Origin of the sequence: Frondihabitans sp. PhB188, assembly GCF_003752365.1 — a bacterium.
Taxonomy (GTDB): Bacteria; Actinomycetota; Actinomycetes; order Actinomycetales; family Microbacteriaceae; genus Frondihabitans.
Map to the genome: position 1 here is coordinate 382,453 of NZ_RJUO01000003.1, position 12,630 is coordinate 395,082.

Below are 12,630 nucleotides of genomic sequence, written 5' to 3' on the forward strand. Positions count from 1 at the left end.
TGCTCTGTATGTCAGCGGGACTAGTTGACTCGGGCGAGGTGGGTGCACCCGAAGATGTGCTCGCGGGTGCGCGTGGCGATGCCGAGCGGCAGGTCGATCGAGGCCACCGGGAACATGTCCTGCTCGACGATCCCGAAGATGTTCGAGTCGAGCTTCGCCACGGCCTCGATGATCGGGGCCAGCGCAGGAACTCCCTTCGGGGGCTCCACCATCACGCCCATCCCGACGGCCTCGCCGAAGGGGATGTCGTTCTTCAGCACCGTGAAGCGGAGGTCGGAGTCGACCTGCTTGAGGTGGAGGTAGCCGATGCGCTCCGGGTGCTGCTCGATGAGGCGCACGTTGTCGCCGCCGTAGTAGGCGAAGTGGCCGGTGTCGAGGCACAGGTTGGTGAACTGCTGATCGGTGACCTGCAGGAAGCGCTCGGTCTCCTGGTAGGTGCCGACGTGGCTGTCGGCGTGCGTGTGGAACTGCTGGTGCATGCCGAACTCCTCCAGCAGCGCCTTGCCGAGCTTGTCGTGGCCGGCGCCGAGCTTCGCCCACTGCTCGTCGGTCAGGGTGCGCGCCTCGAGCACCTCGTTGGTGGCATCGCTCCGCCAGAGGTCGGGGATGACGACGAGGTGCTCGGCACCGAGCTTGGAGGCGAGGCCGGCGACGTCGAGCGCTTGGTCCCACGCGCGCTTCCACTGCTCGTCGCCCTTGTGGAACCCCGTGAAGACGGTGCCCGCCGAGAGCTTGAGGTCGCGCTTGCCGAGCTCGTCCTCCAGCTGGTGCGGGTCGGTCGGCAGGTAGCCGAACGGCCCCAGCTCGATCCACTCGTAGCCGGCCTTCTGGACCTCGTCGAGGAAGCGGTCCCAGGGGATCTGGCTGGGGTGCTCCGGGAACCACACGCCCCACGAGTCGGGTGCGGTGCCGATGCGGATGCCCTGGGTGTCGGTGACGGTCATGACTGCGCTGTCTCTTTCGTGGTAGGAGGTTGTCGGGGTTCAGCCGAGGAGGGGCCGCTGCTTCGCCTGCTCGACGAGGTAGTCGTCGTAGGCCTTCTGCGTCGAGGGGAGGGTCGAGACCTGAGCGACCGGGACGTCCCACCAGCCGGCGCCGTCGGGCGCATAGACGAGCGGGTCGCTGTTGATGTGGATCAGGGTCGAGGTCTCGGACGCCTTCGCCGTGGCGAGCGCCGCCGACAGGTCGGCGATCGCGTTCGTCGTCGGCTCGATCTCGATGACGTCGACGCCGTAGCTGCGCGCGTTCATCGCGAGATCGACCGGCAGGATCTCGGAGCCCTGGAAGTCGAGCGTCGCCTTGTCCTGCTTGCGATACAGGGTGCCGAAGCGCTCCGAGCCGACCGTCTCGGAGAGGTGGCCGATCGACGCGTAGCCGTGGTTCTGGATCAGGACGACGATCACCTTGATGCCCTCGGCGACCGCCGTGACCAGCTCGGTGTGCAGCATCAGGTACGAGCCGTCGCCCACCATGATGATGACGTCGCGGTCGGGGGCGCCGCGCCTCACGCCGATGCCGCCGGCGATCTCGTAGCCCATGCACGAGAACGCGTACTCGACGTGGTAGCCCAGGGCGTCGCGGGTGCGCCAGAGCTTGTGCAGGTCGCCCGGGAGCGAGCCCGCGGCCTGGACCACGACGTCGGTCGGGTCGGATGCCGCCTGGACGGCTCCGATGATCTCGGGCTGGCCCGGCAGCGCGAGGCCGCTGGGGAGGAAGGCCTCGTCGACGAGGTCGTCCCACGCGGCCTTCTCGGACGCGATGCGCGCGGCGTAGTCGCTCGAGACGGCGAACTCCGAGAGGCCGTGCGACAGCGCGTCGATGCTCTCGCGGGCGTCGGCGATGATCGGCAGCTGCGAGCCGTGCTTGTAGGCGTCGAACGACGCGACGTTGATGTTGACGAAGGTCACGTCGGGGTCCTGGAACGCGGTGCGCGAAGCCGTCGTGAAGTCGCTGTAGCGGGTGCCGATGCCGATCACGACATCGGCCTCGGCCGCGAGGTCGTTCGCCGCGAGTGAGCCGGTGGCGCCTACGCCGCCGAGGTACTGCGGGTGGTCCCAGTCGAGGGCGCCGCCACCGGCCTGCGTCGTGCCGACCGGGATGCCGGTCGCCGCCGCGAAGGCGCGGAGCTGCTCTTCGGCGCCCGAGTAGAGAATTCCGCCGCCGGCGACGATGAACGGGCGCTCGGCGCCGCGGATCGCGGCGATCGCGCGCTCGAGCGGGCCCTTCTCGGGGACGGGCCGGCGAACGTGCCATTCGCGGGGACGCAGGAACTCGACGGGGACGTCGATCGCCTCGGCCTGCACGTCTTCGGGAAGCGCGATCGTCACCGCTCCCGTCTCGACCGGATCCGTCAGAACGCGCATGGCCGACAGGGCTATCGAGAACAGCTGCTCGGGGCGGACCACCCGGTCGAAGAATCGCGAGAGCGGGCGGAACGCGTCGTTCACGCTGATCGAGGTGTCGTGGGGCATCTCGATCTGCTGCAGCACCGGGTCGGAGACCCGGGTCGCGAAGGTGTCGCTGGCGAGGAGCAGCGCGGGCAGGCGGTTCGTCGTCGCGAGGGCCGCGGCGGTCAGCATGTTGGCGGCGCCGGGGCCGACCGACGCGGTCGACGCATAGGTCGCGCGGCGGCGGTGCATGCGCGCGTACGCGACGGCCTCGTGCACCATGGCCTGCTCGTTGCGGGCCTGGAGGTACGGCATGAGACCGGGCTTGGTCTCGTGCAGCTGCTTGAGCGCCTGGCCGACGCCCGCCACGTTGCCGTGGCCGAAGATGCCGAAGATGCCCGGGATCGTGCGCTCGCGCACATCGCCGTCGACCGTCCACTGGTTGGCGAGGAACTCGACGAGGGCCTGGCCCACGGTCATCCGGATGGTCTGTGCTGGGGAAGTCGTCATCGACCTGATGCTTTCTGGTTGAGCGTGTGCGGCTCTGCGGCGGCGTACGGGAGGCGGGGGTCGGTCTCTTGCTCCGACCATTCGGCGCGGACCCACCCGTGCGCCGGATCGTCGGTGATGTTCCAGACGCGCTCCGGGTCGGGCCCGGCCATCACGTTCAGGTAGTACAGGTCGTAGCCCGGGGCGGCCACGGCAGGGCCGTGGTAGCCGAAGGGCACCAGCGCGATGTCGCCGGTGCGGACCATGGCGTTGATGTCGATCGCACCGGCGGGCGACGAGTAGGTGGCGAACATGCCGAAGGGCTGCGCCTCAGCCGGAGCGGTTGCCCCGCGGGTGACCTCGGACTCGAAGTAGTAGATCTCCTCCAGCCGCGACTCGACGCCGGGCACGGCCTCGTCGTGCTTGTGCGCCGGGTACGACGACCAGTTCTCGGCGGGTGTGATGACCTCGCAGACGATGAGCTTCTGCGCGTGCAGACCCGCGGGCGTGCCGTAGTTGTGCACCTGGCGGGTCGAGCGGCCGGCCCCGCGGATCTCGACCGGGATGTCGGCCCTGCGGAGCACCTGCACCGAGAGCACCTCGGTCGCGGGCGCCTCGGCGACGCCGACCCGGCCGGAGCCGGAGAGGGTCGCCGAGGTGCCGACGCCGAGGTAGGCGACATCGGGCGGACCGTCGAAGACCGAGGCGCGGCCCTCGAGTTCGATCGTGCCGCGGTCGCCGGCGGACGCCCACTCGATGCGGACGTCGCCGGTCAGCGGCACGATCATGCGCTCCCTATCGCCGGCGGTCAGCGTCAGCTCGCCGGCCGCCAGCTCGCCGACCCGGAGGCCGGTGTGCTGCCAGCCTTCGAGGGTGTCGTCGACGACCGACTGCCAGCCACCGCGGGCCAGGCTCTGTGCGGGGTGGAACCAGGTGGTCATGGGTGCGTCACGCCTGGGGGAAGCCGAGGTTGATGCCGCCGTGCGACGGGTCGGACCAGCGCGACGTGATGGCCTTCTCGCGCGTGAAGAAGTGGAACCCCTGCATGCCGTAGGCCTTCGAGTCGCCGAAGATCGAGTCTTTGAACCCGCCGAACGAGTAGTAGGCGACCGGGACGGGGATCGGCACGTTGATGCCGATCATGCCGACCTCGATCTCGTTCTGGAAGCGACGCGCAGCTCCCCCGTCGTTGGTGAAGATCGCCGTGCCGTTGCCGAAGGCGCCCGAGTTGATGAGCTCGACGCCCTCCTCGTAGGTGTCGACGCGGACCACGCTGAGCACCGGTCCGAAGATCTCCTCCGTGTACACGCGGCTGGTCAGCGGCACCCTGTCGATCAGGGTGGGGCCGAACCAGAAGCCGGCCTTGTCGCCGTCGACCTCGATGCCGCGGCCGTCGACGACGACGTCGGCTCCGTCGGCGATCGCGATGTCGACGTACGAGGCGACCTTGTCACGGTGCTGCTCGGTGACCAGAGGGCCCATATCGCAGGATCGCCGACCGTCGCCGATCACGAGCTTCGACATGCGCTCCTTGATCATCGGCACCACCTTGTCGGCTACGTCGCCGACGGCGACGAGAACGCTGATCGCCATGCAGCGCTCGCCGGCCGAGCCGAAGCCCGCGTTGATGGCCGAGTCGGCCACCAGGTCGAGGTCGGCGTCGGGCAGCACGAGCATGTGGTTCTTCGCGCCGCCGAGGGCCTGGACGCGCTTGCCGTTCTTGGCTGCGGTCTCGTAGATGTACTTCGCGATCGGCGTCGAGCCGACGAACGAGATGCTGGCGACGTCGGGGCTGTTCAGCAGGCCGTCGACGGCGAGCTTGTCGCCCTGCAGGACGGTGAAGACGCCGTCGGGCAGACCGGCCTCCTTGAAGAGCTCCGCCAGGAAGATGCTCGACGACGGGTCCTTCTCGCTGGGCTTGAGGACGACCGTGTTGCCGACCGCGATGGCGATCGGGAAGAACCACATCGGCACCATGACCGGGAAGTTGAACGGGCTGATGATGCCCACGACGCCGAGCGGCGACTTGGTCGAGTAGACGTCGACACCGGTGGACACCTGCTGGCTGAACTCGCCCTTGATGAGGTGCGGGAATCCGGTCGCGAGCTCCAGGACCTCGAGGCCGCGCTGGATCTCGCCCAGCGAGTCGGAGATGACCTTGCCGTGCTCGGCGGTGAGGATCTCGGCGAGCTCGTCCTTGCGCTCGTTGACCAGCTCGCGGAAGCGGAACATGATCTGCTGGCGCTTCGTGATCGACAGGTCGCGCCACTTCGGGAACGCCGCCTTGGCGCTCGCGATGGCGCGGTCGATCTCCTCCTGGCTGGCGAGGGCGACGGTCTTCGTCGCGACGCCGAGCGCGGGGTCGTAGACCGGGGCCGTGCGGCCCGACGCGCCCGAGACGCGCGCTCCGTCGATCCAGTGGGTGATCTCGGGAAGCTCGGTCGCGGTCGCGCCGGCGGTGGGAGCGGTGGTAGTCATCTGCTTCTTCTTTCTGAGCGGAGCGTTCGGTCTAGGCGTTCTGGGCCTGCGCCGGGACAGTGGAGTGGACGAGCCCGGCCGCCGTGTCGACGGCTGCGACGACGTCGTCGTCGGACGGGTAGAGCAGGGTCCGGCCGACGGTGAGGCCGCGCACGCCGGGCTGCGCCAGGGCGGCGCCCCACTTCGCGTAGGTCTCGTCGGGGTTCTCGGCCGGGTCGCCTCCCAGGAGGAGCGTCGGCAGGGTGGTCGCGGCCATCACGCGCTCCATGTCGTCGACGACCGGGAGCTTCAGCCAGCTGTAGGCCGTCGACTCGCCGAGGCCCGAGGCGATGGCGACCGACTTGATGACGGCCTGCGTCGAGAGGTCGTTGACGATGCGGCCGTCGACCCAGTTCGACACGAACGGCTCGAGCATGATCGGCAGGTGGAGGGCGGCCGACTCGCTGACGGCCCGAGCGGTCGCCTCGATGGTCGTCGCGGTGCCGGCGTCCTCGAGGTTGATGCGCATGAGCAGCTTCGCGAAGTCGAACCCGGCGTCGACGATGCCCTGGGACGAGTAGGCGGTGAAGCGGTCGTCCATCTCGAACGTGGCGCCCTGGAGGCCGCCGCGGTTCATCGAGCCGACGACGACCTTCCCGTCGAGAGCGCCGAGCAGGGCCAGGTCTTCGAGGATGTCGGGGGTGCCGAGCACGCCGTCGACGCCTGGTCGCTCGAGAGCGACTACGAGGCGGCGGAGCAGCTCGCCCCGGTCGGACATCGCCAGCGAGTCTCCGCGGACTCCAAGGGCGCCGCGGGCCGTGTGGTCGGCGGCCACGATGAACAGGCGGCCGTCGCCCTCCAGGAGCGGGCGCCGGACGCGGCTCGCGAGAGCGGCGCCGATCGCCTCCGGCTCGGCGGCGCGGATGTCGCGCAGACGCGCGACCCTGTCGGCGAACGACGAGGATGCGTCAGACATGGAGGGCCTCCTCGAGGACTGCCTCGACCTCGGCCGCGGTGGGCATCGCGGTCGAGCATTCGAAGCGGGTGGCGACGATGCCGCCGGCGGCGTTGGCGAAGCGCAGGACGCGCTCGAGCTCCCAGCCCTGCAGGAGCCCGTGGATGAGGGCGCCGCCGAAGCCGTCGCCCGAGCCGAGGCCGTTGATGACCTTGACCAGGTGGGCGGGTACCTCGATCGACTCGTCGCGCGTCTTGGCGAGGACCCCGCGCGGGCCCTGCTTGACGATCGCGAGCTCGACGCCGCGCTCGAGGAGGGCGTCGGCTGCGCGCTCGGGCTCCGTCTCGCCGACGGCGATCTCGCACTCCTCCTTGTTTCCCACCGCGACCGTGACGTGCTCGAGGGCACGCCCGACCTCGCGGGTGGCCACCTCGGCCGACGACCAGAACATCGGACGGTAGTCGAGGTCGAGGATCGTCAGGGGGCGTCGGCCGCGCGCCTGGTAGGCGACGTGGTGGGCCTGTCGGCTGGGCTCCTCGGAGAGGCCTGTGACGGTCGTCCAGAAGACCCGGGCCTGCTCGATGGCGGCGAGGTCGAGCGACTGCACCGTGATCATCAGGTCGGGGGCCTTGGGCGCCCGGTAGAAGTAGAGCGGGAAGTCGTCGGGCGGGAAGATCTCGCAGAACGTGACGGGGGTGTTGAGCCCGGCGACGGTCGAGATGAACTCCGTCGAGACGCCGAGGCGCTCGAGCTCCTTCACGACGTAGCGGCCGAACGGGTCGGCACCGGTGCGGGTGATGACGCCGGACCGGTTGCCGTAGCGCGTGGCCGCGATGGCGACGTTGGTCGCACTGCCGCCGACCGACTTGGAGAACGTCTCGACCTCCTCGAGAGGCACTCCGGCCTGCTGCGGATAGATGTCGACGCCGACCCGGCCCATGGTCACGACGTCGTAGGGGGTACCTGCTGTCTGGGTCATACTCCGATGTACAACTTCCTGTGTGAAGGCGGAACCGTGCTGTGATGTCGAGCGTACACGTCTCTTGCCTTAATGTCAGGACATTAAGCCTCCGGATTGCGAGACCTTTGTCGGTGGGCACTGCCAGACTCCCAGCATGTCCTCCACCGCCGCTCTCTTCCTCGGGCTCCTCGCCGGCGCCGCGCTCGGCATCCTCATCGGCCTCGCGCTGGCGCGCGGCCGCGTCGCCGGCTCCGCGTCGACGGCCGCCGCCCTGCGCGAGCGCCTCGACGCGCAGGAGGCGCAGCACGCCCGGCAGCTCGAACTGCAGGAGCAACGGGTCGACGAGCTGCACGACCGGCTGATCGCCTCGGCAGAGGCCGAGACGGCGCGTTCGTCGGCCGACGGCCGGGTGCTCACCGCCCTGAGCCCCGTGGCCGAGAGCCTCCGTGCCGTGCAGCTCAAGGTCGCCGAGCTCGAGCAGCAGCGCCAACAGCAGCACGGCGAGCTCAGCGAGCAGCTGCGCTCCGCCTCCGAGTCGGAGGAGCGCCTGCGCTCGACGGCCGAGTCGCTGGCGGCGGCCCTCAAGTCGAACAGCACGCGCGGCGTCTGGGGCGAGACGCAGCTCCGCAACGTCGTGCAGGCCGCGGGGCTCCTCGAGCGCGTCGACTTCGACGTCCAGTCGTCGATCGCGGCCGACTCCGGGGCACGCCGCCCCGACATGGTCATCCACCTGCCCGGCGGCAAGAACATCGCCGTCGACGCCAAGGTGCCGTTCACCGCCTACCTCGAGGCATCGACGATCCCGGCCACGGCGACCGGCGCCGACCGTGCACGCCGCGACGACCTGCTCCGCGCGCACGTCAAGGCCGTCCGGGCCCACATCGACGCCCTCGCCGCGAAGGCGTACTGGTCGGGTCTCGACTCGTCGCCCGAGCTCACGATCGCGTTCATCCCGAGCGAGTCGCTCGTGTCTTCGGCGCTCGAGGCCGACCCGTCGATCATGGACTACGCGTTCCAGAAGCGCGTCGCCCTGGCCTCGCCGGTCACCCTGTGGTCGGTGCTGAAGACCATCGCGTTCAGCTGGCAGCAGGACGTCGTGACGCAAGAGGCCAAGCAGCTCTTCGACCTCAGTCGCGAGCTGTACGGCCGCCTGTCGACGATGGCCGGGCACGTCGACAAGCTCGGGCGCTCCATCCGCGGCACGGTGACCGACTACAACAGGTTCGTCGGCTCGCTGGAGAGGCAGGTGCTTCCGTCGGCCCGACGGCTGTCGATGCTCGACGAGGCGACTGTGCTGGCACCGGCCGCGCCGATCGACGACCTGCCGCGCGACCTCGCGGCGGTCGAGCTCACTGCCGAGCTCGACCGCGTGCGCGAGAGCTAGAGACCTAGGCCTCGCCGAGCCACTTCGACTCGAGGTGATCGGCGATCACGCGGCGCTGGGTGCCCGAGTGCGAGCGGAGCACCAGCGACTCGGTGCGGATCAGGCCGTTCTTGCGAGAGACACCGGCGACGAGAGCGCCGTCGGTGACGCCGGTCGCGACGAAGTAGGTGTTGTCGCCCGTGACCAGGTCGTCGCCCGTGAGAATGCGGTCGAGGTCGTGGCCGGCGTCGATCGCGCGCTGGCGCTCCGCGTCGTCCTTCGGCTTCAGCTTGCCCTGGATGACGCCGCCGAGCGCCTTGACTGCGCAGGCGGTGATGATGCCCTCGGGGGTGCCGCCGACGCCGACGCACATGTCGATGCGGGACTCGGGGCGGGCCGCGTTGATTCCGCCCGCGACGTCGCCGTCGAGGAGGAGCCGCGTTCCTGCGCCCGCTGCTCGGATGTCGGCGATGAGCTGCTTGTGACGCGGACGGTCGAGGACCGCGATCTGCATCTCTTCGACCGGCATGCCCTTGGCCGCGGCGAGGGCGCGGATGTTGTCGCCGATGGGGAGGCTGAGGTCGATCACGCCGAGGCCCTCGGGGCCTGTCACGATCTTGTCCATGTAGAAGACGGCGCTGGGGTCGTACATCGTGCCGCGGTCCGAGACGGCGATCACGGAGACGGCGTTCATGCGGCCGGTCGCGGTGAGCGAGGTGCCGTCGATCGGGTCGACCGCGATGTCGAACGAGGGGCCGTTGCCGGTGCCGACGTGCTCGCCGTTAAAGAGCATCGGGGCGTCGTCCTTCTCGCCCTCGCCGATCACCACGACGCCGTCGAAGTCGACGGTGCCGAGGAACTTGCGCATCGCATCGACAGCGGCGCCGTCGGCGAGGTTCTTCTCACCGCGGCCGATCCACGGTGCCGCCCGGATGGCCGCGGCCTCCGTCGCCCGCACCAGCTCCATTCCGAGGTTCCGGTCGGGGTGGGTGAACAGGGTGCCAGGATCGCTGATGGTCATGAGGCGAACTTTACCCGGGTCGGAAGTCCGAGCCATTACGCCGTCGCGCGATTGCAGGTGCACACATGTGCAGCGCCGGATCGACCCGGCGAGCGCCCATCGCGCCTCGGTAGAGTGAAACGAGAACGCGCCCGTCATCGAAGGAGAAGTCATGCCCGTCGCCACCCCAGAGCAGTACGCCGAGATGCTCGACCGAGCGAAGACGCAGGGGTTCGCCTACCCCGCGATCAACGTCTCGTCGTCGCAGACCATCAACGCCGTGCTGCAGGGTCTCACCGAGGCCGGGTCGGATGGCATCATCCAGGTCACGACCGGAGGCGCCGACTACTTCGCCGGCCAGACGGTCAAGAACCGCGCCGCGGGCGCCATCGCATTCGCGAAGTTCGCCACCGAGGTGGCCAAGAACTACCCCGTCACGGTCGCCCTCCACACCGACCACTGCCCCAAGGACGCCCTCGACGGCTTCGTCATGCCGCTCATCGCCGCCTCCGAGGAGGAGGTCAAGGCGGGCCGCAACCCCCTCTTCCAGTCGCACATGTGGGACGGCAGCGCGGTGCCCCTCGACGAGAACATCTCGATCGCTGAAGACATGCTCAAGCGCACCAAGGCCATCAACGCGATCCTCGAGGTCGAGATCGGCGTCGTCGGCGGCGAGGAGGACGGCGTCGAGCACGAGGGCACGAACGACGCGCTCTACACGACCGTCGGCGACGTGACCCGCGTGGTCGAGGCGCTCGGCCTGGGCGACAAGGGCCGCTACATCGCCGCTCTCACCTTCGGCAACGTGCACGGCGTCTACAAGCCCGGCAACGTCAAGCTGCGCCCCGAGCTCCTCGGCGAGATCCAGGCCGGCATCGCCGAGAGGTTCGGCACCGCGGCCAAGCCGCTCGAGCTGGTCTTCCACGGCGGATCGGGTTCGTCCGACGCCGAGATCTCAGAGGCCGTGTCGAACGGCGTCGTCAAGATGAACATCGACACCGACACGCAGTACGCGTTCTCGCGCTCGATCGCCGACACCGTGCTCAAGAACTACGACGGGTTCCTCAAGGTCGACGGCGAGGTCGGCAACAAGAAGGTCTACGACCCGCGCTCCTGGGGCAAGATCGCCGAGACCGCCATGGCCGCCCGCGTGCTGGAGGCGACGAAGCAGCTGGGCTCGCACGGCCAGAGCAAGAGCTGATCGCAGGGCTCGTCAGCAGATCCTGCGCAGGATCTCGAGGCGGTCGCCACTCGGCGGCCGCCTCGTCTGCGTCCTGATGGGGGCCGTCAGGCCCCGACGAACGACGAGTCGCCCATGACGACGCCCACCACGACCAGTACGGTCACGACGTTGACGGCGAGTCCGACGATCAGGAGCACGAGCCAGGAGCGCTTGCCCGCCCGGAGCCGGCGGATCGCGACGATCATCGTGATCAGGAAGATCGGCACCGAGGCGGCGGCGCTGACGACCCCGACGAGCTGCAGCGCCGCCGTGCTCTCGAACGCGCCGGAGAGGTACCCGAGCGAGCGGAACTCCGCGACGTAGGTCGTCACGAAGGTGTCGGACTCCAAGGCGGAGCGGACCACGTCGTACAGCCCGTAGACGATGAGACCGAGCGTCGCGAAGCGGTTGAAGGCCGCATTGCGAAGTGCCTTGGGCGGAGCCCCGGGGACGGGCGCGCCGGTGGGCGGCGGCGCGTCGAAGGTCGGAGCACCCGGACGCTGCGGTGCGGCGGAGGCCCTGACTTGCTGCGCCGGTGTCTGGGCTGTGCTCGGCTCAGGCGCCGGAGCGACGGGGCTGACCCAGCCCGGCGGGGCGTACTCGCCGTATTCCGGGGCTGGACGGCCCTCGACCCGGACGGGCTCGGCGGCCGCGGACTGGGGTGTCTCGGCGTGCGCGGTCTGCTCGGGAGGCGTGGTCATCGGGTGCGGCCGCCCAGGGCTCGGGAGTCGACCCCGCCGGTGGAGTCTTTGCGCAGCTCTTTCGGGAGCGAGAACATCAGGTCTTCTTCGGCGGTCTTGACCTCGCCCACGTCGGCATAGCCGGCGTCGGAGAGCTCGGCCAGGACCTCGTCGACCAGGACCTCGGGCACGGAGGCGCCGGAGGTGACGCCGACGGTCTCGACGCCGTCGAGCCACTCCTGCTGGATCTCGGAGGAGTAGTCGACGCGGTAAGCGGCCTTGGCGCCGTATTCGAGGGCGACTTCGACGAGGCGCACGCTGTTCGAGCTGTTCGCGCTGCCGACGACGATCACGAGATCGGCGTCTTTCGCGACCTTCTTGATCGCGACCTGGCGGTTCTGCGTGGCATAGCAGATGTCGTCGGACGGCGGGTTCTGGATGTTCGGGAAGCGCTGGCGGAGGCGGTTGACCGTCTCCATCGTCTCGTCGACGCTGAGGGTCGTCTGCGACAGCCAGACCAGGTTGTCGGGGTCGTCGACGACGAGCGTGTCGACCTCGCCGGGGTTCTGCACGAGGGTGGTCCGCTCGGGAGCGTGGCCCATGGTGCCCTCGACCTCCTCGTGGCCGGCGTGGCCGATGAGGATGATGTGCTGGTCTTGCTTCGCGAATCGGATGGCCTCGCGGTGCACCTTGGTGACCAGCGGGCAGGTCGCGTCGATGGACAGCAGACCGCGGTCGTCGGCGCCCTTCACGACGGCCGGCGAGACGCCGTGCGCGCTGAAGACGATGTGCGAGCCCTCGGGTACCTCGTCGACCTCGTCGACGAAGATGGCGCCCTGCTGCTCGAGCGTGGCCACGACGTGGACGTTGTGCACGATCTGCTTGCGGACGTAGACCGGCGAGCCGTAGTGCTCGAGGGCCTTCTCGACGGCGATCACGGCGCGGTCAACACCGGCGCAGTAGCCGCGGGGGGCCGCCAGGAGCACGCGTTTGCGCCCGATGACGGGGGTATCCTTTAGCCTGTTGCGCACCGCGGGAACACGCGGTGTCGGAAGGTCGATGGCGAGAGCGCCATTCGTAATTCGGCTCACGGAGTGATTCTAGGCGGGCCTGGTC

General features: G+C 69.4%; 11 protein-coding genes. 2 read left to right on the forward strand and 9 right to left on the reverse strand.

Features of this window, described 5'->3' with window-relative positions:
- Window positions 1-20 precede the first annotated feature (20 nt).
- From EDF46_RS10580 to iolC, 6 genes are read right to left on the reverse strand one after another with little or no spacing between them, the layout of a single operon-like run.
- A complete protein-coding gene (locus EDF46_RS10580) occupies window positions 21-944 on the reverse strand; it encodes a sugar phosphate isomerase/epimerase (protein WP_123506237.1) in 924 nt (307 codons plus the stop codon).
- 39 nt (window positions 945-983) lie between these two features.
- A complete protein-coding gene (gene iolD, locus EDF46_RS10585) occupies window positions 984-2,897 on the reverse strand; it encodes a 3D-(3,5/4)-trihydroxycyclohexane-1,2-dione acylhydrolase (decyclizing) (RefSeq protein WP_123506238.1) in 1,914 nt (637 codons plus the stop codon).
- Window positions 2,894-3,817: a 5-deoxy-glucuronate isomerase gene (iolB, locus tag EDF46_RS10590; RefSeq protein WP_123506239.1), complete on the reverse strand. Its 924-nt coding sequence runs from the start codon at window positions 3,815-3,817 to the stop codon at window positions 2,894-2,896. Before iolB ends, iolD begins: the two co-directional genes overlap by 4 nt.
- 7 nt (window positions 3,818-3,824) lie before the next feature.
- Window positions 3,825-5,354 (reverse strand): CoA-acylating methylmalonate-semialdehyde dehydrogenase, encoded by a 1,530-nt coding sequence (locus tag EDF46_RS10595; RefSeq protein WP_123506240.1) that lies wholly within the window; start codon window positions 5,352-5,354, stop codon window positions 3,825-3,827.
- A 31-nt stretch (window positions 5,355-5,385) separates the two neighbouring features.
- Window positions 5,386-6,309: a class I fructose-bisphosphate aldolase gene (locus EDF46_RS10600; protein ID WP_123506241.1), complete on the reverse strand. Its 924-nt coding sequence runs from the start codon at window positions 6,307-6,309 to the stop codon at window positions 5,386-5,388.
- Window positions 6,302-7,267: a 5-dehydro-2-deoxygluconokinase gene (gene iolC, locus EDF46_RS10605; RefSeq protein WP_123506242.1), complete on the reverse strand. Its 966-nt coding sequence runs from the start codon at window positions 7,265-7,267 to the stop codon at window positions 6,302-6,304. Before iolC ends, EDF46_RS10600 begins: the two co-directional genes overlap by 8 nt.
- A gap of 136 nt (window positions 7,268-7,403) precedes the next feature.
- Between iolC and rmuC the strand changes: the two genes are divergently transcribed.
- Complete coding sequence (gene rmuC / locus EDF46_RS10610; protein ID WP_123506243.1) at window positions 7,404-8,633, forward strand: DNA recombination protein RmuC; 1,230 nt, start codon at window positions 7,404-7,406, stop codon at window positions 8,631-8,633.
- Between the two features lie 4 nt (window positions 8,634-8,637).
- Here the strand turns inward: rmuC and glpX are convergent, their stop codons facing one another.
- Window positions 8,638-9,633, reverse strand: coding sequence for a class II fructose-bisphosphatase (gene glpX / locus EDF46_RS10615; protein ID WP_123506244.1), 996 nt, complete (start codon window positions 9,631-9,633; stop codon window positions 8,638-8,640).
- A gap of 151 nt (window positions 9,634-9,784) precedes the next feature.
- Here glpX and fbaA point away from each other — a divergent pair, with 151 nt between their 5' ends.
- Window positions 9,785-10,813: a class II fructose-bisphosphate aldolase gene (fbaA, locus tag EDF46_RS10620; RefSeq protein WP_123506245.1), complete on the forward strand. Its 1,029-nt coding sequence runs from the start codon at window positions 9,785-9,787 to the stop codon at window positions 10,811-10,813.
- 86 nt (window positions 10,814-10,899) lie between these two features.
- Here the strand turns inward: fbaA and EDF46_RS10625 are convergent, their stop codons facing one another.
- Both EDF46_RS10625 and EDF46_RS10630 read right to left on the reverse strand, forming a co-directional pair.
- Window positions 10,900-11,535: a DUF6264 family protein gene (locus EDF46_RS10625; protein ID WP_123506246.1), complete on the reverse strand. Its 636-nt coding sequence runs from the start codon at window positions 11,533-11,535 to the stop codon at window positions 10,900-10,902.
- The gene (locus EDF46_RS10630; RefSeq protein WP_233579993.1) at window positions 11,532-12,605 is read right to left on the reverse strand and encodes a 4-hydroxy-3-methylbut-2-enyl diphosphate reductase; all 1,074 of its coding nucleotides are present in this window, start codon (window positions 12,603-12,605) and stop codon (window positions 11,532-11,534) included. Before EDF46_RS10630 ends, EDF46_RS10625 begins: the two co-directional genes overlap by 4 nt.
- Between the last annotated feature and the right edge of the window lie 25 nt (window positions 12,606-12,630).

What these genes read in the sequence shown, in the direction of transcription:
- EDF46_RS10580 (WP_123506237.1), bottom strand. Translation starts at nt 944, where the DNA reads ATGACCGTCACCGACACCCAGGGCATCCGCATCGGCACCGCACCCGAC.
- iolD (WP_123506238.1), bottom strand. Translation starts at nt 2,897, where the DNA reads ATGACGACTTCCCCAGCACAGACCATCCGGATGACCGTGGGCCAGGCC.
- iolB (WP_123506239.1), bottom strand. Translation starts at nt 3,817, where the DNA reads ATGACCACCTGGTTCCACCCCGCACAGAGCCTGGCCCGCGGTGGCTGG.
- EDF46_RS10595 (WP_123506240.1), bottom strand. Translation starts at nt 5,354, where the DNA reads ATGACTACCACCGCTCCCACCGCCGGCGCGACCGCGACCGAGCTTCCC.
- EDF46_RS10600 (WP_123506241.1), bottom strand. Translation starts at nt 6,309, where the DNA reads ATGTCTGACGCATCCTCGTCGTTCGCCGACAGGGTCGCGCGTCTGCGC.
- iolC (WP_123506242.1), bottom strand. Translation starts at nt 7,267, where the DNA reads ATGACCCAGACAGCAGGTACCCCCTACGACGTCGTGACCATGGGCCGG.
- rmuC (WP_123506243.1), top strand. Translation starts at nt 7,404, where the DNA reads ATGTCCTCCACCGCCGCTCTCTTCCTCGGGCTCCTCGCCGGCGCCGCG.
- glpX (WP_123506244.1), bottom strand. Translation starts at nt 9,633, where the DNA reads ATGACCATCAGCGATCCTGGCACCCTGTTCACCCACCCCGACCGGAAC.
- fbaA (WP_123506245.1), top strand. Translation starts at nt 9,785, where the DNA reads ATGCCCGTCGCCACCCCAGAGCAGTACGCCGAGATGCTCGACCGAGCG.
- EDF46_RS10625 (WP_123506246.1), bottom strand. Translation starts at nt 11,535, where the DNA reads ATGACCACGCCTCCCGAGCAGACCGCGCACGCCGAGACACCCCAGTCC.